This is a genomic window from Mesorhizobium sp. WSM4823, from assembly GCF_055811195.1.
Map to the genome: position 1 here is coordinate 33,129 of NZ_JBVVQL010000001.1, position 25,344 is coordinate 58,472.

Here is a 25,344-nt window from a genome sequence, read left to right on the forward strand (position 1 = left end):
AAACGTCGTAGGATCAGACAGCCTCGACCGTCAGTTCCAGATCGGTATCGGCCGCGCCTGTCACGCGCACCTGCGTGCCGGCCGGCAGATCGGGGCCGGAGACGCGCCATAGCGTGTCGCCCAGCTTTATGCGGCCGCGCCCATCCTTGATCGGCTCGGCAAGCGTCGCCATCCTGCCGATCATTTGTGCGCCGCGTCGGTTGAGCAATGGCTGGTCGGTCGTGTCATGGCGCCCGCCCATCAGTTTCTTGCCGACATAGGTTGAAACCAGCGACATCACGAGGAAGGCGAGAACCTGGACCTGCCAGGTCCAGAAACCTGCGTCCCAGATGAGCAGAGAGACTGCACCGATCAGTAGCGCGGCGATGCCGATCCATAGCATGAAGATACCGGGCGCGATGACCTCCATTACGAGGAGGACGAAGCCGAGAACCATCCAACTCCAAGGGCCGAGTTCGGAAATGATACGGTCAAACATAGGATCGGCCTCAGGTCTGGCTGGGGCGAACCACTGGCGGGCGTGACGCTTGCCGCGCGCCGCCGGCCGTGGCTTCGCTCCCGAAGACCTCCTTGGCGATCTCGCCGATGCCGCCGAGCGTGCCGATCAGCGACGAAGCCTCGATCGGCATCAGCACGACCTTGCTGTTCGTGGCAGAGCCGATCTTGGTCAGCGCTTCGGTGTATTTCAGCGCGACGAAATAGTTGAGCGCCTGCACGTCGCCCTTGGAGATCGCCTCCGACACCACTTGCGTGGCGCGGGCCTCGGCCTCGGCCGAGCGTTCGCGCGCCTCGGCGTCGCGGAAGGCAGCTTCCTTGCGGCCCTCGGCTTCCAGGATCTGCGACTGCTTGAGGCCTTCGGCGTCGAGGATCTGCGCGCGCTTGTTGCGTTCGGCCATCATCTGGCGACCCATCGATTCGACGAGATTGGCCGGTGGATTGATGTCCTTGATCTCGACCCGGGTGATTTTGATGCCCCAGGGATGCGCCGCCTCATCGACGACGCGCAGCAGGCGTTCGTTGATGGCGTCGCGGTTCGACAAAAGCTCGTCGAGGTCCATCGAGCCCATGACGGTGCGGATGTTGGTCATCGTCAAATTGAGGATGGCGTTCTGCAGCCCAGCGACCTGATAGGCGGCCTGTGCGGCGTTGAGCACTTGGTAGAAGGCGACGCCGTCGACGGCGACGGTAGCGTTGTCGCGGGTGATGATCTCCTGGGTCGGGACGTCGAGCACCTGCTCCATCATGTTCAACTTGGCACCGATGCGGTCGACGAACGGCACGATGAGGTTGAGGCCGGGGCTCAATGTCTTGGTATAACGACCAAAGCGTTCGACGGTATAGTTGTAGCCTTGCGGGATTGTCCGGATGCCTTTGAAAAGCACGAGCACGACAAGAGCGACAAGAACAAGAAGCGCGATATCGAAACCACTGAAGTCCATTTGGCTCTCCCTCAGATGCCGAGCACACTAAAGCGACATGCGTCGCTGGACACGCAATTACGCTCTAGCTTTTATACCTGCGCATCGCTCTTCCCAAAATCGACTCCGATCGTTGGGGCCGATGCGGTAGACGTTTCAACGCAGCCGACTTCACCAAGCACTTAAGTGTGTTTCAGAAATGTTACAATCAGTTGATCGCAGATTGTCGGTGACAACCAGGCTAGCCGTGCTCGATGACGCCCGCTTCAGATCCAGCCCGACAGTTCGCGGCGCACCAGCGCCTCGATCACCGCCATGCCTTCGGCACTGTCGTTGAGGCAAGGGATGTGCGCGAACTTCTCGCCGCCCGCATGATGGAAAGTCTCCGCCGCCTCCCTGCCGATCTCGTCCAGCGTCTCGATGCAGTCGACAGAAAAACCCGGATTGACGATGGCGATCGATCTCACGCCTTCTCTGGCTAATTTCTCGACTGTCTTGTCAGTGTAGGGCTGCAGCCATTCCTGCGCACCGAAGCGCGACTGGAACGTGGTGATCAGCTTCTTCTCATCCCAGCCGAGCTTTTCACGCAGCAGCCGGGTCGTCTCGAGGCAATGGGCCTGATAGGGGTCGCCCTTGTCGGAATAGGGTTTCGGAATGCCGTGATAGGAGGCGATGATGACCTCGGGTTCGAAATCGAGGGTCGCCAAATGGCGCTCGATCGAACGGGCAAGCGCCTCGATATAAACCGGTTCGGCATAGTAGGGCGGCACGCTGCGGATCGCCGGCGCGCGGCGCATCTTCATCAATGCGCGAAACAATTGATCGTTGGCGGTCGCGGTCGTGGTCGCGGAATATTGCGGATAGAGCGGAAAAGAGAGAATGCGGTCGCAGCCTTGCGCAACCAGCCCTTTGGCCACGCTCTCGGTCGAAGGATTGCCGTAACGCATTGCCCAGTCGACGGTAACATCGGGCAGGTCGCGCAGCGCCTCGCTTAGCTTTTCGCTTTGGGCGCGGGTGTAGGTGCGCAGCGGCGACTCGTTGCGCTGCCGGTTCCAGATCCTGGCGTAGTTGGCGCCCGACTTCTTCGGCCGCGTGGTGAGAACCAGCCCATAGAGGATCGGGTACCAGATCGCCCTGTTGAGCTCGATGACGCGCGGATCGGACAGGAATTCCCTGAGATAACGCCACATCGGCTTGAATTCGGTGCCGTCGGGCGTGCCGAGATTGACCAGCATGACGCCGATCCTGCCGGCCCCGACCGGCGGCAGCGAGCCGAGGGCCTTCGCAGCCTTGGGGTCGACAGGATTGGAAAGCGTCATAAAGGGGTCTCCGAACACCGCGAAACTAGCGATGCCACGCCGGTTTTCAATGCAGCGTCTGGCCGCACCTTATCCTACCTTGGATATTATCTCAGGCGGAAAGCAGAGGCGGAAAGCAGAAAACCCGCCCGGTTACCCGGACGGGTTTTCCAACAATGACGGAAGAACTTAGTTTGCGGCCGGGATGGTCAAGGTTGCGCCGACGGGAAGGCGGCGCGGTTCGTAATTCTTGTTGGCGCCGGAGATTGTTTTCCACTTGGCGCCATCGCCATAGGCCTTCTCCGCCAGATCCCAATAGGTGTCGCCGGCAACGATCACGTGGCTGCTTTCGGCCGTTGCGGCCTCAGCTGGCTCGGCGGGTGCTGGCTCGGCTGGCTTGGCCGGTTCCGCTGCAGCAGGCGCCGTCTCGGCTGGTTTTGCGGCTTCGGCGGGTGCCGGCGTTGCCGGGGCGGGTTCCGCCGGCACGGCTGGCGGCGTCGTGGCGATGTCGGCCGAACCCGCCGGCGGTTCGGGCATTGCCGGCTCTGTGGTTGGAGCCGTTTCTGCCGGTTTTGCGGGCTCGGCCGGAGCGGGTGCCGCTTCGGCCGGTTCTTGGGCCGGTTCTGCCGCGATTTCGGTGATGCGGCCATCGAGCTTTGGCGTATAGGGCCGATGGGCGCTGAGATAATCGGCGACCACCTGTTCTAGGCCGGGACCGTAATCATAGGCGTTCTTGGCCTTGTCGGCGAAGACCTTGTAGCCGTCGCCGCCCTGGCGCACATAGTTGTTGGTGGCGACCAGGTAATCCTTGTCCGGATTGAGCGGGGTCCACGCGCCGCCTTCCATGACTTCGACCGATTTGACGCGCCCGGCATTCGGGGCAGCCGATTTGTCGAATGAATATTTCAGGCCGGCAACCTGCGGGAAGCGTCCGGCGCCGTCCTCGATCTGGCTGAGACCGTTCTCGAGCCCGGCAACCAGATCCTTGCCGGAAATCTGGAAAGTCGCCAACGTGTTCTGGAACGGCAGCACGTTCAGCACTTCACCCATGGTGACGGTGCCCTGGTCGATAGAGGCGCGCAGGCCGCCGCCATTCGAGATAACGATCTCGACGCCCTGGTCCTTGACGCGGTCGAGTACGGCGTCCGAGACAAGATTGCCCATCTCGCACTCGCGGGTGCGGCAGTTCTCACGGCTGCCGTCGATCGCCTTGGTGGTTTCGGCGACCTCCTTGTTCTTCAACGCCTCGATCGGCGCGCCGAGCTCCTTGATGCGGGCAAGCACAGCGGGATCTGGCGTGATCGACTTGTCGAGGTAGATCGGGTCTCCGCTGGCTTGCTTGACGACGCCATTGTCGTCGAACACGACCTTGAACTCGCCGAGATATTTGGAATAGGACGCCGCCTGGACGACCGGCACCTTGTAGCCGTCCGGATTGTCGACCATCGTCGGGTAGGGGCCTTCAGCCTTGGGATCGGTGTTGGACAGCAGCGAATGGCTGTGGCCGCCGACTACCACGTCGACACCCGGGATCTTGGCGATGACGTCGCGTTCGCGCTTGTAGCCGATATGAGTGACCGCGATGATCTTGTTGACGCCTTCTCCCTTCAGTTTCTCGACTTCCGATGTGATCGACTTGACATCGTCCTCGATCGTGACGTTGGGGCCTGGCGAGGCGAGCTCCGCCGTGTCGTTCGTGACCGCGCCGACGATGCCGATCTTCTGGCCGCCGACCTCGATGACGACCGACGGTTTTACGCGGTCACCGAGCTTGGATTGCGCGTTCGCCTTCACATTGGCGCCGAGCACCGGAAACTGGATCATGTCGAGGAACGGAGCTAGCGCCGCTTCGCCGTCGTCGAACTCGTGATTGCCGACCTCCATGGCGTCGAATTTCATCTGGTTGAGGAATTCGCCTTCGGTCTTGCCCTTGTAAGTTATGTAGAAGAGCGATCCCTGGAAATTGTCGCCGGCGCTGAGCAGCAGCACGTTCTGGCCTTCCAGCTTCTTGCGCTCCTGGGCGATCGCCGTGATCAGCCGTGCTGCGCCGCCGATGCACTCGCCTTTGGTCTCCTCTTCGGCCGAGCAGGTCGATTCATATTTATTGTTGCTTTCGATGCGGCTGTGCCAGTCGTTGATGTGCAGGATGTTCAGTGTGTAGTCGGCAAAGGACACGCCGGCCGACAGGCCAAGCGCGGAGGCCGAAAGGGCGGCAATGGCGGCGATCTTCCTCATTTTCGTCTCCCCGATGACCTGTTTAACGCCCTTGCTTGACTGGAACATAACAGCCAGCTTTTTGCCATGTTCACATCGCGTTTCGGCCGATGCAAGCGGAATCGGGGTCAGCTTTGCCGGCGCAAAAGAGACGGCGGCCTGAGGCCGCCGTCCTTTCCAAAGCCAGTTTAGTATGGGCTCAGGTGCGCCGCGTCAGCACAAAATTCTGCCCGCTCGCGCTGGTGCAGTTAAGCTGGGAGGTGGAGATCAGCAAGCAGTTGAAGCTGATCGGCGTCTGGCGGATCAGCGAAGTGCCTTTGATCTCGACCGAAGTGCCGCCGGTCATGGTGTAGCTGCCGTCGGCAAGTTTCTGGCCGGTGTCGGTCGCGACGGTGTTGAAGCTGCCGGCGGCGAAGGTCGACAGGCCCGTGCCTTGCGCATCGATCCATGAGCCTTCCACCGGGCTCCGCGCGGCCAACGGCGGCCCGCCCGGGCCGGCGGTGGTGCACGCCGCCAAGGCGGCAGCGGCCGCGACAATGCCGGCCGAAAGCAATTTGCGCGCAATCGTCATCATCAACATCCTCTCCTCTCGCATCGGCCCGAAAATCGATCCGGTTTTCGGAAACGCACGATGCGCACATTCAAAGCACTAGAGCATACTTTTTGCGCCCAAAATGGACGCACGTCGCGCTAGGTCGCCTTCCTTCAATCGCCCGATTTCCAGGCGATTGCAAGGTAGTGAGGCATCGCTATCGAACGAGGATGTTGCACTATCGAACGAGGATGTTGCGGAATTGCCATGGGTCGTTTTTGTCGAGGTCTTCCGGAAACAGACCAGGGCGGTTATCGAGCGGCGTCCAGTCGGTGTAGTAGCCCTTGATCGGCCCGAGATAGGGGGACTGCACTTCAAGGCAGCGTCTGTAGTCCATCTCGTCGGCCTCGACGATGCCAGCCTCGGGATTTTCCAGTGCCCAGACCATGCCCGCCAGCACGGCAGACGTGACCTGCATGCCCGTGGCGTTCTGATAAGGCGCCAGCTTGCGCGCTTCCGCCAACGACAGTTGCGAGCCGTACCAATAGGCGTTCTTATCGTGGCCGTAGAGGAGCACGCCGAGCTCGTCGACACCGTCGACCAGTTCGTTTTCATCGAGCACGTGATGTACGGCTTGCGCCTTGCCGGCGGCACCGAACATCTCGTGCAGCGACAGCACAGCGTCGTTGCAGGGGTGATAAGCATAATGGCAGGTCGGGCGATATTGAACCTTGCCCTTCTTGCCGCGCAGGGTGAAGAAGTCGGCGATCGAAATCGACTCGTTGTGCGTCACCAGGAAGCCGTATTGCGGACCGGGCGTCGGGCACCAGCTGCGCACGCGCGTGTTGGCGCCCGGCTGCTCCAGATAGATCGCGGCCTTCGAGCCATGCTTGTGTTTCTTGGCGTTCTTCGGCATCCACGTCTCATGCGTGCCCCAGCCGAGTTCTGCCGGCTGCAGCCCTTCCGAGATGAAGCCTTCGACCGACCAGGTATTCCAGAACACGTCCATCGGCTTCGGCTTCTTGGTGCGCTGGGTATCGCGCTCAGCGATGTGGATGCCCTTGACGCCGGCCTTCTTCATCAGTCTCGCCCAGCCTTCGCGATCGTGCTGCGCGGGCTCCGAGAACTCGAGGCCAAGGTCGGTGGCGAGGTTGACCAGCGCCTGCTTGACGAACCACGAGACCATGCCCGGATTGGCGCCGCAGGTAGAGATTGCGGTCGCCCCGCCGGGGTGCGCGTGCTTTTCTTCGACCATCGATTCACGCAGCGCGTAATTGGTGCGGCTGGCGTTGTCGGCCTTGGTGTCGAAATAGAAGCCGAGCCATGGCTCGACGACGGTATCGATGTAAAGCACGCCCAGCTTGCGACAGAGCCGCATCAAATCCACCGAACCGGTGTCGACCGACAGGTTGACGCAAAAGCCCTGGCCGCCATCTTTGGTCAAAAGCGGCGTCAGCAGCTTCTTGTAGTTCTTCTTGGTAACCGCATCCTGCATGAAGGTGATGCCGCGTTCGTCGAGCAGCTTGCGGTCGGTATCGCGCGGGTCGATGACCGTCATGCGCGACTTGTCGAACTTGAAATGGCGCTCGATCAGCGGCAGCGTTCCCCGTCCGATCGAGCCGAAGCCGATCATCACGACAGGGCCGGTGATCTCACCGTAAACGGGCCAGTTTTCATTCGCCATTTATCGATTGCTCCCTCAAACAGGCTGAAAAGCCGGGGCATTACTGCCGGGCGGCCAAGCGCTACAACCACAGATCATTGTCATAAACCAGTGAAAAACCACGGGCTATGCCGCATTCCCTACGTGGTTAAGGAGGACGACCAGCCGATCACGGTCAGTCAGGCGCCCATCGGCCTCGGAGCGCGTCAGCGTGTTTGAGAGCCCGCCGCTGGTTACGTCCAAGCATCGCAGCTCCTTCGTGATCCACGCAGTTCTGAGTTCAACGGTGGCCATAGGTTATAACGTAGCATTTTTCGATTGACGAGCGTAATAACATAACATAACGAATCGCCAAGGGCGGGGCTGGGATGGGTCGAATGGCGTACTGTGTGACCTTTCAAGAACTGGCGCTGGGCCACAACAGCCACCCGTTTTGCATCCTCGACGGGATTGCCGGTCGGCAGTCATCCTGTCGGCGGGCGTACATTCTTGCCATCTTGCCGGCGCGCGCCACGTGCCCGCCACGTGCGTCCGACGCATCTCCCACAGAACCGCTTGAACAGAAGGAGTTGATCGAATGTCCAGGACGCTGAAGCTTGCCGCCGTGATTGGCGCCATGACATCGTTGCCATTGACCCCGTCGCTGGCATCGGCCGAGAATCTCAAGGTTGTCGCCAGTTTCTCGATCATCGCCGATTTCGCCAGGAATGTCGGCGGCGACCGTGTCGACGTCATCACGCTGGTCGGCCCGAATGGGGACGCTCATGTCTACGAACCGAAGCCGGCGGATGCGGCCGCAGTCGGTGCGGCCGATGTGGTGCTGGTAAACGGCCTCCAGTTCGAAGGCTTCCTCCAGCGTCTCGTCGAGGCGAGCGCCGCCAAGGCACCGGTGGTGGAATTGACCAAAGGCGGCGAGGTGTTGCGCAACGCCGAGGAAGAACATCACCACGATCAGGATAAAGCCGCCGAGGGCGGGGAAAGGCACGCCGGGGAGGCGGAAGAGGGCCATGAGGAAGGGCAGCACCATCACGGCGAATTTGATCCCCACGCATGGCAGTCGGTGCATAATGCCGAGGTCTATGTGAAGAACATCGCCGATGCCTTCTGTGCCGCCGATGCCGCCGGCTGCGAAACCTACCGGGCCAATGCCGAATTGTATGGTGAGCGGCTCGAGACACTGGAAGAGGAGATCAAGGCTGCTGTAGCTGAGATCCCCGAGGAAAAGCGCACAATCATCACCTCCCACGACGCCTTTGGGTATTTCGAGCACGAATACGGCATGAAGTTCCTCGCGCCGGAGGGCGTCTCGACCGAATCTGAAGCCTCAGCCGCCGATGTCGCGGCGCTCATCAAACAGATCAGGCAAGACAAGGCTTCGGCGATTTTCGTGGAAAACGTCACCAATCCCCGCCTGGTCGAGCAGATCGCCAGCGAGACGGGTGTGAAAGTCGGTGGTGAACTCTATTCCGACGCCCTGTCGGACGAGAACGGCCCGGCCCCAACTTATCTCGAGATGATGCGGCACAACATCATGGTGATCAAAGGCGCGATCCTCGCAAGTTGATCGCCACCCCACGATGGAAGGCGGAGCAATCCGCCTTTTCATCAAATACAATCCGTTATGTAATAACATCAAGGAGAATACCGTGAGGACAAATTGGGCGTCAGCCACGGCCATCGCGCTGCTTCTGTCTCTATCAACAAGTGCTGCCCATGCCGAGGAGGTGACCGCCTGGCGCCTCTTCATCTCGGATCACGCGGATCCGAAGGTGACCGTAGTCGATGCGATCGATGGCGCAAAGCTCGACACGTTCCAGATCAAAGGGCCGGCGTCGCTGCATCGCAGCGAAAGCGGCCGGACCGTGTTCGCCGTGCAGGGCGCGGCCGGCGTCGTTACCGGGATCGCAAGCGGCATTTCCTTTGAGGACCATGGCCAACATGGTGACATCGACGTCGAAGCGGCAAAGCTTGCCGGCGTCGAGATCGCCGGCGCGAAGCCGTCGCATTTCGTCGAGCATAAAGGAGACTTCGCCGCTTTTTTCGACGGCGAAGGTGTCGCCCGCATCATTTCCGAGAAGGCGGTCCTGGAAGGCAAATCGGGTTTCAGGGAAGTGAAGACGGACGCGCCGCAGCACGGCGTCGCAGTCGCCTATGGCTCCCATGTCCTCCTGTCGGAGCCGAACAGGGAGAAGCCGGACGAACTCCCGGTCGGCATCAGGTCACTGACGAGGCCGATGCGCAGGTCGGCGGCGTCCACACCTGCCCTGACCTCCACGGGGAGGCGTCTTCCGGCAATGTCCTGGCTTTCGCCTGCGCAACCGGCCTGCTTGTCGTCACCCATGGCGACGGCACCCCGGCGATCCGTCATCTGCCCTATGACGAGAACCTGCCGCACGGCAAAACGACGACGCTGATCGGCGGCAGAGGCCTGCAATATTTCCTCGGCAATTACGGCGCCGACAAGGCGGTGCTGATCGATCCGACGGTCGAGAGCGATGCATTCCGGCTGATCAGCCTTCCGACACGTCGCGTGCATTTCGCGGTCGATCCCGTTCGTGCCAAGTTCGCCTACGTCCTCACCGAGGACGGCCAGCTTCACCAACTCGACGTGGTGAAAGGGGAGATCGCAAACTCGCTCAAGCTGACCGATCCCTATTCGATGGACGGTCACTGGAGCGACCCGAGGCCGCGTGTCGCGGTCGCCGGCGACAGAATCGTGGTCACGGATCCTCTGCACGGTGTGCTGCATCTCGTTGACGCGATGTCGTTCGAGAAGACCGGCGACATTGCTGTCGAAGGCAAACCCTTCAACATTGTTTCCGTCGGCGGCTCCGGTCAGACCCACGAAGGCGAATAGTCGCTCCTCCCAAGCGGCTGCCGCGCGTCCGGCCCAGTCTTTCCCGGGCCGGGCGCGTCTTCCCCAACGCGCCAGGCATGCTCGTAAGGCGCCTCTTCGGTTGCGCTTCAGCCCAGTCGTGCCGGGATCAATCCGCGCAGTGAATTGCCGACGAACAGCGCCTTGGCCGACTTCAGATCATCCAAGGCGTAGATTGCTTCGCTGGCCCGGCCTTCATCCAGCAATTCGCCGCGCAACACGCCGGGCAGCAGGCCGCAATCAAGCCGCGGCGTTGCCAGCACGCCGTCGCCGAAATCGGCGAAGAGATTGGTGATCGTGCCCTCGCAGATTTCGCCACGCTCGTTGGCCAGCAGCACCTCGTCGGCGCGGCTGATCAGATATTCGGCTCGCGCCCGCTGATAAATGTCCCGGCGGCTCGTCTTGTGGCGCAGCAGCGTGTCGCTGGAATCGAGCCGCACCCGCGCCAGTTGCAGCCTCCACACCTTATCGGCCGCATGCGGCTCATAAGGCAGCGCCGAGACCGTCACTTTGCCGCTGCACGACAGGACGAGCCGTGTACGCAAGGCGATGTCCGGCCGGTCGACGGCGTTCCTGAGCGCCTCGCCGACTTTCTGCGGATCGCAGATGAAACCCAGCTCGGCTGCCGAGCCATAAAGGCGTGCCAAATGGCGGTCGAAACGGAGGAAGCCCTGGCCCGGCTGCCAGCGCATGGTTTCGATCAGCTCGAAATCGGCAGTGTTCCCGTCGCGTAGCGCGCTTTCAGCAGGCACTCCTGATACTCCTCCTCGGCCGTCGAATCGAAGACGACGCCGCCACCGACATTGTAGATCGCCTCGCCATTGGAAAAGAGCGATATCGTCCGGATCGCCACCGAAAAGCGCATGGTGCCGCCGGGCGCGATCCAGCCGATGGCGCCGCAATAGACGTCGCGCGGCGTGGCTTCCAGATCGTGCAGGATTTCCATGGCACGGATTTTTGGCGCCCCGGTGATCGATCCGCATGGAAACAGCGCAGCGAAGATCTGACGGATGGTGAGGTCGGGCAAAAGCTTGGCCCGCACGCGGCTCACCATCTGGTGGACGGTCGGGTAGCTCTCGATGCGGAAAAGCTCCGGCACCTCCAGCGTGCCGACCTCGCTGATCAGCGAGATGTCGTTGCGCAGCAGATCGACGATCATCCGGTTCTCAGCCTGGTTCTTCTCGTCATTGAGCAAGAACGTCTTCAGCCTCTTGTCCTCCGCCTTGGTCGCGCCGCGCGGGGCGGTGCCCTTCATCGGATGGGTCTCGATCATGCCTTCGGCGTCGATCTCGAAGAACAGTTCCGGCGAACGCGACAAAACGATCGGATCGCCGAGCGCGATCAGCGCCCCGTATTTCACCGGCTGGCGTTCCGTCAGCGCGTCGAAGGCCGCCAGCGGATCGCCCGACCACTGCGCATGAACCGGAAAGGTCAGATTGCCCTGATAGCAATCACCTTTGCGGATGTGATTGTGGAGTTGCGCAAAGCGTTTTGCGTAGTCTTCTGAAGACCAGGCAGCCCTTGCATCGAAGATCGGGCCGTTGGTCGCCGGCGCAGTGCTGCGCACGACCGCCTGTTCGACAGGCGCGTCGAAGATACCCAGGCAGACAAGCGGAGCGCGGCGTCCGCCCGGCAGCAGCGGAACGAGCTTCGGCTCGAGCAGGTAGCCGGCCTCGTAGGAGAAATATCCGGCCAGCCATTTGCCGGCGTCATGCGCAGCCTGCGCAATTTCCAGCGCCGGCAGGAAATCCTTCGCCTCATGCGCAACAATGATGTCGGACGGACGGTCGAAAACGAGCTGGTGCGCGCGCTCGTCATTCCGGAAAATTGCAGAGGGCAGGGACATGGGGCTCGGATGCTGCGGTCGATGACGCCAGCTATCGCTCTATATGGGGGCTCGATCGCACGCAATCGAGGGAGCGGCGTCTCAAGACGCAAAGGCAGCCTTGGTACAAAAGCAGACTGGCGGCGCCTCGAGGGCGCCCCCAGTCCTGTATGTGCTCGATGCCGGCAGGCAAATTCAGGTGTTGCTCGCGGTCCCCGCGCTCGGGAAGCGGCGCGCAAATTCCGTCTCGTCGCCGGCGGCAAGCAGTTTCGCCTGCTCGATCCAGCGCTCACGCTCGATGCGGCCGTCGAACTGGAGAACGTCTTCGATCCGCTTGATATCCGCCGCCGTCCAGGCGGCGATCTGAGCGTAGGTTCTGACCCCAAGGTCATGCAGCTTCCGCTCGTTGACGGGGCCGATACCAATCAAGCGACGCAGACTGTCGGGCCTGCCCGTTGCCTTGGCTGGGGTCGCTTTCTTTGCCGCTGGCGCAGCCTTGGCTGCGGCGCTCGTTTTCGACGCGGCCGCGTTCGATGTACTGGCCTTTGAGGCGGCGGCTGATGCCTTGGCGCCCGCCGGTTTGTTTGACGCGGTCTTTGCTGGCGTCGGCTTGGCCGATGCAGTCTTGGCCGGCGCAGTCTTGGCCGATGCTGTCTTGGCCGTCGAGGTCTTGGCTGTCGAAGTCTTGGCCGGCCTAGATGTCGACATCAATGCCGACGGTGCCGGGATTGCTGCCTTTGTCGCGCCGGTCTTGGCGCCTTGCGCCTCGCCCAGCTGGCGCTCCAGGTCGGCGCGGGCGCCGCGGCATATATCCAGCTCACCGGTCAGGCGGTCGGCGTCGGCGCGCAGCCTGTCGCGCTCGCTGCGCGTGCGGTCCATGTCACCGCGCAGGCTGTCGAGCTCCCCACGCAGGCGCCCCCACAGGAACCAGCCAACCAACACACCTACCAGGAACGCCAGGAGCATGTAGAAAAAAGTGCCCATTGTCTCTCTCTCCAGTCCGATCCATCTGCCGTGGCCTGGAGTGGTGACCTTGGCACAAGGACCATTCGATGGTGGCTCCGCCACTCGCGGAACAGCCGGCTCAAATCGAGCTGTCGGCGACCGGCTTTTCCTGCCATGGCCGACGGCCGCTGTCGCATTCGCCGAAGCGCCGTGATCTGCCGGAGATATTTTCCTGGCCTGAGCCCCGCGCCCGACTGAGCTTGAGGCGGGACGCTATCATACAGCTTCCGGAAAGCTAACGGAAAAATTCCACGGAGAGTTATTTAAGAACAGATATTTAGGGCAAGAATAGAACGGCCCGAACATGCATTGCGGCTAAACTGTTCTGTCGGCTCCTGATATTCAGCGCCGTGTCTCAATTGTCCAAAGCTTCGAGCTCGTCGATCAGGCCGCCGATCACGCCAAGTCCGATCTGCCAGAAGGCAGGGTCGGTGGCGTCCAGGCCAAAGGGCGCCAGGAGCTCGGAATGGTGCTTGGTGCCGCCGGCGCGCAGCATGGCAAAGTACTTCTCCTGGAAGCCTCTCTCGGCATTCTGGTAGACCGCATAGAGCGAATTCACCAGGCAGTCGCCGAAAGCATACGCGTAGACGTAGAAGGGTGAGTGGATGAAGTGCGGGATGTAGGTCCAGAACACCTCGTAACCCTCGCGCAGCTTGATCGCCGGCCCGAGGCTTTCCGCCTGTACTTCCAGCCAGAACTGGCCAAGCCTGTCGGATGTCAATTCGCCGTTCTTGCGCTCGGCATGCACCTTGCGCTCGAATTCGTAGAAGGCGATCTGGCGCACGACCGTGTTGATCATGTCCTCGACCTTCTGGGCGACCATGGCCTTGCGCTCGCGCTTATCGGTGGTCTGGTCGAGCAGTGAGCGGAAGGTCAGCATCTCGCCAAAGACGGATGCCGTTTCGGCCAGCGTCAGCGGTGTCGAAGCCATCAGCGCGCCCTGGCCGCCCGCCAGCACCTGGTGCACGCCATGGCCAAGTTCATGCGCCAGCGTCATCACGTCGCGCGGTTTGCCCATATAGTTGAGCAGCACATAGGGATGCGCCGACGGCACGGTCGGATGCGCGAAGGCGCCCGGCGACTTGCCCGGCCTGACCGGCGCATCGATCCAGTTGCGGTCGAAGAATGTCCTGGCGATTTCCGCCATGTCGGGGGAGAAGCGCTGGTAGGCGGACAGCACCGTGTTCTTGGCCTCGTCCCAGCCGATGACCGCTTGCGGCGTCTCGGGCAATGGTGCGTTGCGGTCCCAGTGGTTCATCACGTCCATGCCGAGCCAGCGCGCCTTCATCGCGTAGTAGCGGTGCGACAGGCGCGGGTAGGCGTCGCGAACGGCTGAGGCCAGCGCGTCCACCACGCTACGTTCGACGCGATTGGCGAGGTGGCGCGAATCGGCGATGTCCTCGAAGCCGCGCCAGCGGTCGGAAATCTCCTTGTCCTTGGCCAGCGTGTTGGTGATCAGCGTGAACGTGCGCAGATTCTTGCGGAAGGTCGCGGCCAGCGCTTCAGAGGCCCGCCGGCGCACCTCGCTATCGGCGTGCTGGAGGCGGTTGAGCGCCGGCTCAAGGGTCAGTTGCTCGCCATCGATGTCGAAGCGCAGATCGGTCATCGTCTCGTCGAACAGCCGGTTCCAGGCGCCGCGTCCGGTGACCGACTTCTCGTGGAAAAGCTGTTCGACCCGGTCCTCGAGCTGGTAGGGTTTGTCCATGCGCAGATCGAGCACCCACGGCCGGTAGTGGGCAAACGCAGGATCGGCGGCAAGCGCGGTTTCGATCGCGGCATCGTCGATGAGGTTCAGTTCGAGCGCGAAAAATAGAAGATGCGCGCTGGCGTCGGTCATCTTCTGTTGAATGTCGCCGTAGAATTTCGCTTTCTTCGGGTCAGCGGTGTCGCCCGCATAAGTCAGACTGGCAAATGAATCGATCCGCCCTATCAACTCGCTCAGAGCTTCGTAAGCCGCGAGCGCTTCACCAAGACGCCCTTCTGCGCCGCGTTCCGCCTCTGCCGCGAGCGTGCCCTTCCAACGGCGTTCGAAGCTGGTGGCATCGGCCGCCGCCTTGGCAATGTCGCGCTTCAGCTTAGGGGCGTCCATGCCCGAATAGAGATCGGCGAGATTCCACTCCGGCAGGCTGCCAGCCTCCGCCGCGCCCTGACCGGACGACGATGCCGCTGCAAGCTGCCGACCAAAAACCATGCGCATTGCCGGTATTTTCCAGATTGCAAGACTCGAGCGGCCAGACTCGAAAATTCAAGGGGAAATGAGAAGCCAGTCAAATCCTAAGGAATTCGTTCACCGGGTTTTTTGAAAGCTTATTTAGAACCCTGTGCCAAGATGATCCATAGGGTGGGCATAGTGGGCGAGCATCGTTGAACCAGTCATGACAGGTTCCATACTCATAGTCGACGACGATCCCGTGCAGCGCCGGCTGCTCGAGGCGGCCGTGACGAAATTCGGCCACAGTGCGATCGTCACGGATGGCGGCGAGGCCGGTCTCGATGCTCTCGACGGGCCTCATGCGCGGGACGTTTCGGTGATTATCCTCGACCTCGTCATGCCAGGCCTCGACGGCATCGGCGTGCTAAAGGCGATGCGTGAGCGCGGCATCCATGTTCCGGTCATCGTGCAGACCGCCCAGGGCGGCATCGAAACCGTCGTTTCGGCGATGCGTCACGGCGCTTTCGATTTCGTCGTCAAGCCGGCCTCTCCCGACAGGCTGCAGGCATCGATCGGCAATGCGCTCAAGGTCGAGGCGGTCGAGGGCGAAGTGAAGCGCTCGTCACGGCGGCGTGGCGGCCATCTGACCTTCAAGGACATGATCACGCACAGCCCGGCGATGGATCGGGTGATCCGTCTCGGCCAGAAGGCGGCCGCGTCCAACATCCCGATCCTTATCGAGGGCGAATCCGGCGTCGGCAAGGAGCTGGTGGCGCGCGCCATCCAGGGCAGCGGCGATCGCCGCTCAAAACCCTTCGTTACTGTCAATTGCGGCGCCATCCCCGACAATTTGGTCGAATCGATCCTGTTCGGCCACGAGAAAGGGTCGTTCACCGGTGCCACCGAAAAACACACAGGCAAATTCGTCGAGGCGCATTCGGGCACGCTCTTTCTCGACGAGATCGGCGACCTGCCGCTCGACGTGCAGGTCAAGCTGCTGCGCGCCGTGCAGGACGGTGAGGTCGATCCGGTCGGCGGGCGTTCGACAGTCAGGGTCGACATCAGGCTGATCTCGGCGACACACCGCAACCTTCTGCAGCAGGTCAAGGACGGCAAGTTTCGCGAGGATCTGTTCTACCGGCTGAACGTCTATCCGATCTTCGTGCCGCCGCTGCGCGACCGTCGCGACGACATACCCTACTTGGTCGAGCACTTTTTGGAGAAGATTGCGCCCACCGATCCACGTCACCGTCTGCACGGCATTTCGGCTGCTGCGCTTGCCATGCTGCAGGCCTATGACTGGCCGGGAAACATCCGGCAGTTGGAAAATGCCGTCTTCCGGGCCTCGGTGCTTTGCGAAGGCAATGTGCTGACCGAGGAAGAGTTTCCTCAGATCCGGGCGCAGGTCGAGGGAACCATCAACCTCGATGCGCATGTCGCGTTGCCATATCCCGCGCCGGCCATCAACGGCAACGCTGCGACCGAGCTCGATCCGCCAGTCATGCCGCTGCCCCGCTTCGGCACGCTGCGGGCGCTCGATGAACGCGGCAATGTGCGCGCACTGGCCGACGTCGAACTCGAAATGATCAAGCTCGCCATCAACCATTACAACGGCCAGATGAGCGAAGTTGCCCGTCGCCTCGGCATTGGCCGCTCCACGCTCTACAGGAAGCTCAAGGAATACGGCATCGATCCGGAAACAGGCCGTATCGACCAGCTCGCTTCGTAACAAAACAAGTCCGATGCTTTGCCAGCCAGGCAATCAGGACAATCGTCGATGAGGCGTGAGGTACATCGGCCGGCGGCCTGCACCTGTGTTCACGCATTGAGGCGGCCGGTAACAGATCGTGTTCAAGGCAAAGGCCGAAACCTGATCTAAACCAGCAGTTTACCAAGAAACCCTGCGCAATATTTTTGACGGGATATCGCCACGGTGTTACCGCATTTCGGCTTCAATAAGCGATGATTAACCATTAGGATCGATATTCGGATGCGAACATCACCGCATCCGTTGGTCAAATCCGGGGACAAACGGCAGCCTGCAAGGCCTTTTGATTTGAACAAAGTCGAACGACACACAAACGGGCGGCACTATCACATGAGCGTCTGGCCGAGATGGCTGGCAGCCGTGATTTTCGCCTTTGGCTTCCTTGTAGCGGCTGAGACCGGCGCCAGCGCGCAGACGCGTTCGCTGAAACTCTATAACCTCCACACCAAAGAGAAGGCGGAGATCGTCTTCAAGCGGGGCGGCCGCTACGATCAGTCGGGTCTGAAAAAAATCAATATCATCCTGCGCGACTGGCGCCGCAACGAGCCGACCAAGATGGATCCGCGCTTGCTGGACCTGGTCTGGGAGGCATATCGGCAAAGCGGCGCCTCCGGCTACATCCAGGTCGTTTGCGGTTATCGCTCGTCGTCTACGAACTCGATGCTGCGCAGCCGCAGCAGGGGCGTTGCCAAGAAAAGCCAGCATACGCTTGGCAAAGCGATGGACTTCTACATTCCCGGCGTGCCGCTGAAGAAACTGCGCGATATCGGCCTCAAGATGCAGGGCGGCGGCGTCGGCTATTATCCGTCGTCCGGCTCGCCCTTCGTCCACATGGATGTCGGCAATGTGCGCCACTGGCCAGGCATCAGCCGCCAGGAATTGGTGCGCGTGTTCCCCAATGGCAAGACGCTGCACGTGCCAAGCGACGGCAAGCCGCTGCCCGGCTATTCGCAGGCGCTCGCCTCCTACAAGGCGCGCAAGGGCGCCGGCAGCCCCGCCATCGAACTGGCCAGCGCAGGTGGCGGTTCCAAAAGATCCGGCGGCCTGCTGGCGGCTTTCTTCGGCGGTGGTGAAGACGAGGCGGACGACAGCGCCGATGTAGCAGCCGTGCCGGCGCCGAAGCAGAAGACCGTGAAGCTGGCGAACGCGAAGCCGGCGCCGGCAGCCAAGAGCGGCAACCTTCCGGGCATTGCCATCGTGTCGCCTCAGGATGCTCAGCGCGCCGAGATTCCGCAAATCGCCGATGCGCCTGCTTCGGAACCGGAAGAGGACACGCCGGAAACGATCATCGCGGCGCTGCCGGCGCGCAGCGTTCCGCTGCCTGATTTCGCCCCGCGTCCGAAGACCGATGTCGGCGCCCAGCCGCCCGAAAACGTTCCGTTCGGCGTGGCGGATGCCACTGCCACCACCGAACAGGCGGTGGCAACCGCGCAAGCGCCGGCAAGCAGCCCCTTCGGCATGGCCGGTCCGTCCGCCGCCGCCGGTTCGATGCAGGCTGTGGCCAACAACATTCCGCTGCCGACCTGGCGTCCCGATCACTCGCTGCCGACCGACCTTGCTGCGACCGATCTTGCGCCGCAGGACAAGGATGTGCTTTTGGCGCTGGCGGATACGGCCGGGCGCGGCAAGACCGCTACCGATGCATTCTCGGTGCTGCCGTCGGCGCGGCCCGACCTGGCCGAACTCGACCAAAACAAGCCCGACCAAATCAAGCCCGATCAAAACCAGGCCGACCAAGTCCAGCCCGATGCCGTCAAGGCCGTCCTCGAGCGGGTCAGCGCAACCGACGAATACCAGGTCGCCTCGCTCTCCCAGCCGAGCTCGGTCCTGGTCGATCCGGCGAACGTCAATGCCGCATCGCCGCGCCAGGCTGTTTTTGCCCGCCCGGCCGGCTCCGATCCGGCTGCGGCGATCGGAGCGGGTGTGAAAACCACCCGCAAGGCAGCCAGGGCGACCGTCCGTGACCTGAAGCCTGGTCCGAAGTCCGTGGTGGTCGCCGCCGAGCCGAAGGCCGCACGTTGGGCGCTCAACAGCGGCGAGAATGTCGCCACCGTCTCCAGCGCCACGACAGCACCGCGCTATGCCTACAACATCGTGCACACGCCGCCGAGCGAGGTCTACACGGCGGGCTTCCAGTCGGACGATCAGATGGCCGACGCCAACCGGTTCACCGGCAATGCCGTCAAGTTCCTGTCGGTTGCCCGCTTCCAGACCAAGTAGCGGATCGATCAAGCAATAAAAAAGCCGCGCCGGGCAACCCGGGCGGCTTTTTTTGCTGTTCGCAAACAAGAATGCCGCCGGCAATGCAGCCAATCCAATTGGACTGAAAGTGTCTCTAGACTAGCGCCCGAGCTTGCTCGCCGCGCGCGCTAAGGCTTCGATTTCGTCCCACCTGCCGGCCTTGACCAAATCGTCCGGTGCTACCCAGGAGCCGCCGACGCAGATGACGTTGGGCAGGCTCAGATAGTCGGCGGCGTTCTTGCCGGTGATGCCGCCGGTCGGGCAGAATTTGACATCCGCGAGCGGCGAGGCGAATGCCTTGAGCGATGCGATGCCGCCCGACTGTTCCGCCGGGAAGAATTTCAGGAAACGCAAGCCTGCCTCGCGGGCGGCCATGATCTCACCCGGCGTGATGGCGCCGGGCAGCAACGGCACGTCGCTGTCCTTCGCGGCTGCCATAAGCTCGCGGGTGATGCCGGGGCTAACGATGAACTTCGAACCGGCAGCTGCCGCCTCGCCGAACTGGCGCGCGTCCAGAATGGTGCCTGCGCCAACGACGGCGTCCTCGACTTCGCTTGCCACGAGCCGGATCGCCTCCAGCGCATCGGCGGTCCGCAGCGTGATCTCGATCGCCGGCAGGCCGCCGCGCGCCAGGGCGCGCGCCAGCGGCACGGCGTGGGCGACATTGGCGATCTTCAGCACCGGGATGACCGGCTGGCCGTTAAGGAGCGACAGTAGCTTTTCGGTCTTGCTGGGCATTGTCGTCTCTCCGTATTGATCCGTTCAACCGGTTAGCAGAAGGCTGTTTTTCTGTCCACGAAACGACGCGTGTCGCAGTGTCACGCACCGCCGGCCATCAAAGCCGCCAGGGAGAGGCTGATCCAAGCATCAGCCTTGAAACGGCTCTCATCAGCGTTTAGTGGCTTCGGCGATGACCAATCAACCTTTTCGCGTCGCCGCGCTCTACCGGTTTGCCCGGCTCAACGACTTCGAGGCGTTACGCGCGCCGCTTGCCGCCTTCTGCTGCGGACGCGGTATCAAAGGCACGCTGCTTCTGGCGCATGAGGGCATCAACGGCACGGTCGCCGGCAGCGAAGCTGATATCGCCGGGCTCATCGCTCATCTCGAATCCATCGAAGGCCTCGCCGGTCTCGAGGTCAAATACAGCAGTGCCGCTGCAATGCCGTTCCACCGCATGAAGGTGCGGCTGAAGCGCGAGATCGTCACCATGGGCGTTAGGGATATCGATCCGGCGGCAAGCGCCGGCACTTATGTCGCGGCGGCCGACTGGAACGCGTTGATCTCGGATGCGGACACGATCGTCATCGACACGCGCAATTCCTATGAGGTGTCGATCGGCACGTTCAAGGGGGCCGTCGATCCCGCCACGACGAGCTTCCGCGAATTCCCAGCCTGGGTCGAGCAGCATCGGGCCGAGCTCGTCGGCCGGAAGGTGGCCATGTTCTGCACCGGCGGCATACGCTGCGAGAAGGCGACAGCCTATGTGAAGTCGCTCGGGTTCGAGGACGTGTTTCATCTCAAGGGCGGTATTCTGAAATATCTCGAAGAAGTGCCTGCCGAACAGAGCCTTTGGCAGGGCGAGTGTTTCGTCTTCGACGAGCGTGTCTCGGTGTCGCACGGCCTGGTCGAGGGGAAGGCCGAACTGTGTCGCGCGTGCCGGCATCCGCTGACCGGGCAGGACCTGTTATCGCCGAAATTCGCCGCCGGCACCTCGTGCCCGCACTGCTTCGACACACGTTCAGACGAGGATCGTGCGCGTTATGCCGAGCGCCAGCGCCAGGTCGAGCTGGCGCAAGCGCGCGGGGATCGCAGCCATATCGGACGTTAGAGCGTATTTCGCGCGTCCGCTTGAACACCCAAGTACGCCCCAACACATCTGAGCTGCGCATCGTGCTTTCCAAAAATTGCGGGCCGTTGCGTTAGGACAAGGTAAATCCTGGCATCACCTTGCTTCCGCCGTCGCTAGTAAAGCGCTCATCCGTCATTGTAATGTCAATATGCGGGGCCTACCTCTTCAGCGTCCGAAAACCTGCCCGTGCACGTTCGGCCGGGCCAATTCTGGAGGCATTGATGTTCGATCCCAAGAAGCTTCTCGACGATCTGCTCGGCTCGCAAATTCCCGGAACGGGGTCGACCGTCCGCGACAAGGCGGGTCAGGCGGTGCAGATGGCCAAGGACAATCCGCTGGCCGCCGGTGCGCTCGCTGCGGTGCTGCTTGGAACCGGCGCCGGCCGTCAGGTCACCGGCACTGCGGTGAAGCTCGGCGGTCTGGCTGCGATCGGCGGCCTCGCTTACAAAGCCTACCAGAACTACAAAAGCGGCAGCGCGCCAGCTGAGACGCAGGCAGCCGGCGAACCGGAATTGCTGCCGCCGCCCGCCGACACCCCCTTCCACCCCTCGCAGGCGCCGCAAGGCGAGAACGAATTCACGCTGACGCTGGTGCGGGCGATGATTTCGGCGGCGAAGGCCGACGGCCATATTGACAACGAGGAACGGCAGAAGATCGCAGGCAAGCTCAGCCTCGCGGGCATCGACTCCGACGCCGAGAAATTCCTGATGTCGGAGCTGGAAACGCCGCTCGATCTGGATACGCTGGTCGCCGGCGCCCAAACCGACGCGCAGAAGCTCGAACTCTACACCGCCTCGCGCCTCACCATCGATCCGGATACGCGTGCCGAACGCGGCTATCTCGATCTGCTCGCCGGCCGCCTCGGCCTGCCGGACGCGCTGGTCGACCACGTCGAGGCGACGGTGTCGGCGGCAAAGGTGCCGGCATCGGGCGCCAGCAAGGCAGCAAAGGCGGCCAGCAAGACCGCCCCTAATTCGCGCTGGTAGGCTGCAACCGTAGAGAGCTGACCGGCAAGATTTCGCGCTAACGTCTCGTTAACCCCGCGAGCGCATGATTTTAGGCAGTCGGATCGGCTTTCCTCCTCCCAAGCCCGGTTCAGATCAGGGCGGCCGCCAATGGCCGCCCTTTTGTTGACGTCATCGGTTTTGTGACGTCATCGGTCTTGCCATAATTCCCATCATTTGCGATGGCTCGCTTTCTTCGGAGGAAGCTATGGCAAATTACAAAACAGCCATCGTCACTGGCGCCGGCACGGGCATCGGCAAAAGCGTCGCTACGGCGCTGCTCAAGTCCGGCTGGAATACGGTTTTCTGCGGACGCCGCGAGCAGGTGCTGAAAGAGGCAATCGCCGAGGCAGGATCGACACAAGCCAAGGCGCTGGCGGTTGCGTGCGACATCAGCAAGGCCGACCAGGTCGACGATCTGTTCGAGACGGTGGCGGCGGCTTTCGGTCGTGTCGACCTGCTCTTCAACAATGCCGGCATGGGCTACAAGTCGACGTTGATCGACGAGATCCCGGTCGAGGTGTGGAACGACATCGTCGGGGTCAATCTGACCGGCTCGTTCCTATGTGCCCGCGCCGCCTTTGGCGCCATGCGCAGGCAGCGGCCGATGGGCGGCCGCATCATCAACAACGGCTCGGTGTCGGCCTACGCCCCCCGACCGGGCTCGGCGCCTTATACCGCGACCAAGCACGCCATTACCGGGCTGACTAAGACGCTGGCGTTGGACGGCCGGCCTTATGACATCGCCTGCGGCCAGATCGACATCGGCAACGCCTTGACCGAGATGGCGCAAGCGATGACGGTCGGGGTGCCGCAGGCCAATGGCTCCATCGCCGCCGAAGCGGTGATGGACGTCGACCGCGTCGCCGATGCCGTCGTCCACATGGCCAGCCTGCCGCTCGACGCCAATGTGCTGTTCATGACCGTGATGGCGACGAAGATGCCGTATGTCGGGCGAGGGTAAGCAGCCGGTCTAATGCATGTCGCTCAAATGCATGTCGCTCAAAACTGCGCAGCGGTTTTGAGATAACGATATGCATAAAAACAAGAACTTAAAGCGCGTCGCATGAATCCGTTCAGACGCGACGCACTTTAGGATGGCGAGACCGAAAGCGGCACGCCGGGAAGATACAGCGAAATCGGGCGGATTTCGTAGACGGCGGTCGGATTGACGCGACGAAGGTCGCGTGCAACCGTGATCGCGGCATCACGCGAGGCGCAGTCGACAACGTAGAGCCCCAACAATTGCTCCTTGGTCTCGGCGAAGGGGCCATCAATGACCATTCCGGCACCCGGCCCGCGCAAGGTAAAGGCGTCTTGTGTCGCCCCAAGTCGCGCAGCCGGCCCAAGAACGCCTTCCCGGTGGAGCCGATCGTTGATCTGGAGCGGGTCGGCCATCAGCGCCGCGTCCTCCTCCGGCGTTAGCGCCGTGATCGCTTCTTCCACGTGATAGGCGAGGATTGCATAAAACATCTGAATGTCACCTTTCGTCGGTCGCATGATCCCCCGAAATCATTTTTCGGTCATACGGTTGTCCTCACCTGCCCAGAAACGTCTCGATCCGCTCCAGCGCGCGCAGGATGTTCTCTTCGGAGTTGGCGTAGGACAGCCTGATATAGCCCTCGCCGAGAATGCCGAAATCAGGCCCGCCGATCAGCGCCACGCCGGCATCCTCGAGCAAAGCCGAGGCGAGTTTCTTGGCCTTCCAGCCGGTTTTTGAGACATTGGGGAAGGCATAGAACGCGCCCTTCGGCGTGATGCAGGAAACGCCAGGTAAAGCGTTCAGCCCCTCGACCACGACCTTCCTGCGGCGGTCGAAGGCGCGCATCATCTCGTCGACGTCGTCCTGCGGGCCGTCGATGGCGGCGATGCCGGCATATTGGCTCGGCGCGTTGACGCACGACCAGCAATTGACCGCCAGCTTGCGCACCTTGTCGTAGAGGTGGGCGCCCTTGTCCCCATTCGGCCAGATCGACCAGCCCATGCGCCAGCCGGTCATCGCCCAGGTCTTTGACCAGCCGTTGAGCACGATCAGCCGGTCGCGGATTTCAGGGAAATTGAGCAGCGAACAGTGCGTCTCGCCGTCATAGGTCATCACGTCGTAGATCTCGTCAGAGAGGATGGCGACGTGTGAGTGCGCTTCCAGCCCTTTGACCAGCTTCTCGATCTCGGCGCGGGGGGTGACCCCGCCGGTCGGGTTGGCCGGCGAGTTGAGGATGAGTAGCCTGGTCTTCGGCGTGATCAGCGCCAGCGTCTCCTGCGCCGAGAAGGCAAAGCCGTTCTCCTCGCGCATCGGCACCGGTACCGGTTCGGCGCCGGTGAACTCGATCATCGAGCGATAGATGGGAAAGCCGGGATCGGGATAGAGGATTTCAGCGCCCGGTTCGCCGAACATCAGGATCGCGGCAAACATGGTCGGCTTGCCGCCGGGCAGGATCATCACCGCCTCGGGCGATACCTCGACGCCGGTGGTGGTCAGCGTGCGGCGCACCACCGCTTCGCGCGTCGCCAGCAGGCCGTTGGCCGGCGTATAGCCATGATGGCCGTCGCGCAGCGCCTTGATCGCTGCCTCGACGATGTGCTGCGGCGTCTTGAAGTCGGGCTGGCCGATGCCGAGATTGACGATATCGCGGCCCTGATGGGCGAGCGCGGTGGCACGCGCCAGCACCGCGAAGGCATTTTCCTCGCCAAGACGATCGAAGGCCGAAATCGTGTGGAGCATTTTTCCCGTCCGTGTGGTTCTTTCATCGAGCGAGCGTTTTTGTGAGCGTCCGCTCACAAAAGTCAAACGGATTGGAGTTTTTGGTGTCGGAAAACCTTGAGAATTGGCAACCGCGCCCGCGGCCCGAACGCAAAGTGTTGGAGGGGCGCACTGTCACGCTTGAGCCGCTCAACGCTGAAAAGCACGGCGACGGCTTGTTTGAAGCATCTTCGGTGCCCGACATAGATGGCCGCTTCGCCTGGCTGCCCGACTACCCACCGCAGACCCGTGCCGCCTTCCAGCCTTGGCTGGACAAGGCCGAAGCCAGCGAAGATCCGCTGTTCTTCACCGTCATCGACAAGGCCAGCGGGAAAATTGCCGGGCGCCAGACACTGATGCGCATCGATCCGGCCTATGGCGTGATCGAGATCGGCAACATCTATTGGGGGCCGCTGATCTCGCGCAAGCCGGCGGCGACGGAAGCGCAGTTCCTGTTCACGAAATACATCTTCGACGAGCTTGGCTATCGCCGCTACGAATGGAAATGCAACAACCGCAACGAGCCGTCGAAGCGCGCGGCGGAACGTTTCGGCTTCAAGTTCGAGGGCATTTTCCGCCAGCATCTTGTGGTCAAGGGCGAAAACCGCGATACCGCGTGGTATTCGATCATCGACAAGGAGTGGCCGGCATTGCGCAGAGCCTATGAAGCATGGCTCGATCCGGCCAATTTCGATGGTGACGGCCGACAGAAGCGACGGCTGGAGGATTTCCGCGCCGAGTTCGGCGCGTAGCGGGAGTT

General features: G+C 62.1%; 22 protein-coding genes. 9 read left to right on the forward strand and 13 right to left on the reverse strand.

All coding sequences use genetic code 11. From position 1 onward, the window contains the following. Positions 1-13: 13 nt before the first annotated feature. The 6 genes from AC0L26_RS00140 to AC0L26_RS00165 form a co-directional block, all read right to left on the reverse strand. Complete coding sequence (locus tag AC0L26_RS00140) at positions 14-478, reverse strand: NfeD family protein (protein ID WP_352933116.1); 465 nt, start codon at positions 476-478, stop codon at positions 14-16. 10 nt (positions 479-488) lie between these two features. Beyond that, entirely contained in the window at positions 489-1,439 is a 951-nt protein-coding gene (locus AC0L26_RS00145; RefSeq protein WP_473630711.1) for an SPFH domain-containing protein, read from the reverse strand. Positions 1,440-1,684: 245 nt separating this feature from the next. Then, positions 1,685-2,737, reverse strand: a complete 1,053-nt coding sequence (gene hemH, locus AC0L26_RS00150; RefSeq protein WP_473630712.1) for a ferrochelatase — start codon at positions 2,735-2,737, stop codon at positions 1,685-1,687. A 168-nt stretch (positions 2,738-2,905) separates the two neighbouring features. Next, on the reverse strand, positions 2,906-4,951 hold the full coding sequence (locus AC0L26_RS00155; RefSeq protein ID WP_473630713.1) for a 5'-nucleotidase C-terminal domain-containing protein: 2,046 nt from the start codon (positions 4,949-4,951) through the stop codon (positions 2,906-2,908). A 178-nt stretch (positions 4,952-5,129) separates the two neighbouring features. Further along, complete coding sequence (gene omp10 / locus AC0L26_RS00160) at positions 5,130-5,501, reverse strand: outer membrane lipoprotein Omp10 (RefSeq protein ID WP_352933791.1); 372 nt, start codon at positions 5,499-5,501, stop codon at positions 5,130-5,132. A 199-nt stretch (positions 5,502-5,700) separates the two neighbouring features. Beyond that, positions 5,701-7,146 (reverse strand): homospermidine synthase, encoded by a 1,446-nt coding sequence (locus tag AC0L26_RS00165; RefSeq protein WP_473630714.1) that lies wholly within the window; start codon positions 7,144-7,146, stop codon positions 5,701-5,703. A 556-nt stretch (positions 7,147-7,702) separates the two neighbouring features. Between AC0L26_RS00165 and aztC the strand changes: the two genes are divergently transcribed. The 3 genes from aztC to AC0L26_RS00180 all read left to right on the forward strand — a co-directional run bounded on the left by aztC (position 7,703) and on the right by AC0L26_RS00180 (position 9,982). Then, positions 7,703-8,689, forward strand: coding sequence for a zinc ABC transporter substrate-binding protein AztC (gene aztC / locus AC0L26_RS00170; protein ID WP_473630715.1), 987 nt, complete (start codon positions 7,703-7,705; stop codon positions 8,687-8,689). Positions 8,690-8,771: 82 nt separating this feature from the next. Further along, positions 8,772-9,539, forward strand: coding sequence for a hypothetical protein (locus AC0L26_RS00175; protein ID WP_473630716.1), 768 nt, complete (start codon positions 8,772-8,774; stop codon positions 9,537-9,539). A gap of 53 nt (positions 9,540-9,592) precedes the next feature. Then, on the forward strand, positions 9,593-9,982 hold the full coding sequence (locus tag AC0L26_RS00180) for a hypothetical protein (protein ID WP_473630717.1): 390 nt from the start codon (positions 9,593-9,595) through the stop codon (positions 9,980-9,982). A gap of 107 nt (positions 9,983-10,089) precedes the next feature. Here AC0L26_RS00180 and AC0L26_RS00185 read toward each other — a convergent pair whose 3' ends face one another. The 4 genes from AC0L26_RS00185 to AC0L26_RS00200 all read right to left on the reverse strand — a co-directional run bounded on the left by AC0L26_RS00185 (position 10,090) and on the right by AC0L26_RS00200 (position 15,027). Beyond that, on the reverse strand, positions 10,090-10,752 hold the full coding sequence (locus AC0L26_RS00185) for an aminotransferase class IV family protein (protein ID WP_473630718.1): 663 nt from the start codon (positions 10,750-10,752) through the stop codon (positions 10,090-10,092). After that, positions 10,701-11,846, reverse strand: a complete 1,146-nt coding sequence (locus tag AC0L26_RS00190; protein WP_473630719.1) for an aminodeoxychorismate synthase component I — start codon at positions 11,844-11,846, stop codon at positions 10,701-10,703. Before AC0L26_RS00190 ends, AC0L26_RS00185 begins: the two co-directional genes overlap by 52 nt. Positions 11,847-12,020: 174 nt before the next feature. Beyond that, positions 12,021-12,809, reverse strand: a complete 789-nt coding sequence (locus AC0L26_RS00195) for a proton-conducting membrane transporter (protein WP_473630720.1) — start codon at positions 12,807-12,809, stop codon at positions 12,021-12,023. A gap of 376 nt (positions 12,810-13,185) precedes the next feature. Next, on the reverse strand, positions 13,186-15,027 hold the full coding sequence (locus tag AC0L26_RS00200; protein WP_473630721.1) for a M3 family oligoendopeptidase: 1,842 nt from the start codon (positions 15,025-15,027) through the stop codon (positions 13,186-13,188). A gap of 178 nt (positions 15,028-15,205) precedes the next feature. Here AC0L26_RS00200 and AC0L26_RS00205 point away from each other — a divergent pair, with 178 nt between their 5' ends. Together AC0L26_RS00205 and mepK are read left to right on the forward strand one after the other, a co-directional pair. Further along, complete coding sequence (locus AC0L26_RS00205; protein WP_473630722.1) at positions 15,206-16,711, forward strand: sigma-54-dependent transcriptional regulator; 1,506 nt, start codon at positions 15,206-15,208, stop codon at positions 16,709-16,711. 369 nt (positions 16,712-17,080) lie between these two features. Further along, on the forward strand, positions 17,081-18,970 hold the full coding sequence (gene mepK, locus AC0L26_RS00210; RefSeq protein ID WP_473630723.1) for a peptidoglycan L,D-endopeptidase MepK: 1,890 nt from the start codon (positions 17,081-17,083) through the stop codon (positions 18,968-18,970). Between the two features lie 120 nt (positions 18,971-19,090). On the opposite strand, the gene AC0L26_RS00215 is transcribed toward mepK, so the two are convergent. Next, positions 19,091-19,729, reverse strand: a complete 639-nt coding sequence (locus AC0L26_RS00215; protein ID WP_473630724.1) for a 2-dehydro-3-deoxy-phosphogluconate aldolase — start codon at positions 19,727-19,729, stop codon at positions 19,091-19,093. Between the two features lie 172 nt (positions 19,730-19,901). Between AC0L26_RS00215 and trhO the strand changes: the two genes are divergently transcribed. The 3 genes from trhO (at position 19,902) to AC0L26_RS00230 (ending at position 22,808) form a co-directional block, all read left to right on the forward strand. Then, entirely contained in the window at positions 19,902-20,819 is a 918-nt protein-coding gene (gene trhO / locus AC0L26_RS00220) for an oxygen-dependent tRNA uridine(34) hydroxylase TrhO (RefSeq protein WP_473630725.1), read from the forward strand. Positions 20,820-21,061: 242 nt separating this feature from the next. Then, positions 21,062-21,826 (forward strand): tellurite resistance TerB family protein, encoded by a 765-nt coding sequence (locus AC0L26_RS00225; RefSeq protein ID WP_473630726.1) that lies wholly within the window; start codon positions 21,062-21,064, stop codon positions 21,824-21,826. A 226-nt stretch (positions 21,827-22,052) separates the two neighbouring features. Then, positions 22,053-22,808, forward strand: a complete 756-nt coding sequence (locus AC0L26_RS00230; RefSeq protein ID WP_473630727.1) for an SDR family oxidoreductase — start codon at positions 22,053-22,055, stop codon at positions 22,806-22,808. A 128-nt stretch (positions 22,809-22,936) separates the two neighbouring features. Here AC0L26_RS00230 and AC0L26_RS00235 read toward each other — a convergent pair whose 3' ends face one another. Together AC0L26_RS00235 and AC0L26_RS00240 are read right to left on the reverse strand one after the other, a co-directional pair. Continuing rightward, positions 22,937-23,317: a YciI family protein gene (locus tag AC0L26_RS00235; RefSeq protein ID WP_473630728.1), complete on the reverse strand. Its 381-nt coding sequence runs from the start codon at positions 23,315-23,317 to the stop codon at positions 22,937-22,939. A gap of 64 nt (positions 23,318-23,381) precedes the next feature. Then, on the reverse strand, positions 23,382-24,566 hold the full coding sequence (locus AC0L26_RS00240; RefSeq protein WP_473630729.1) for a pyridoxal phosphate-dependent aminotransferase: 1,185 nt from the start codon (positions 24,564-24,566) through the stop codon (positions 23,382-23,384). Positions 24,567-24,649: 83 nt separating this feature from the next. Here AC0L26_RS00240 and AC0L26_RS00245 point away from each other — a divergent pair, with 83 nt between their 5' ends. Then, positions 24,650-25,336: a GNAT family N-acetyltransferase gene (locus AC0L26_RS00245; RefSeq protein WP_473630730.1), complete on the forward strand. Its 687-nt coding sequence runs from the start codon at positions 24,650-24,652 to the stop codon at positions 25,334-25,336. Positions 25,337-25,344: the final 8 nt, after the last annotated feature.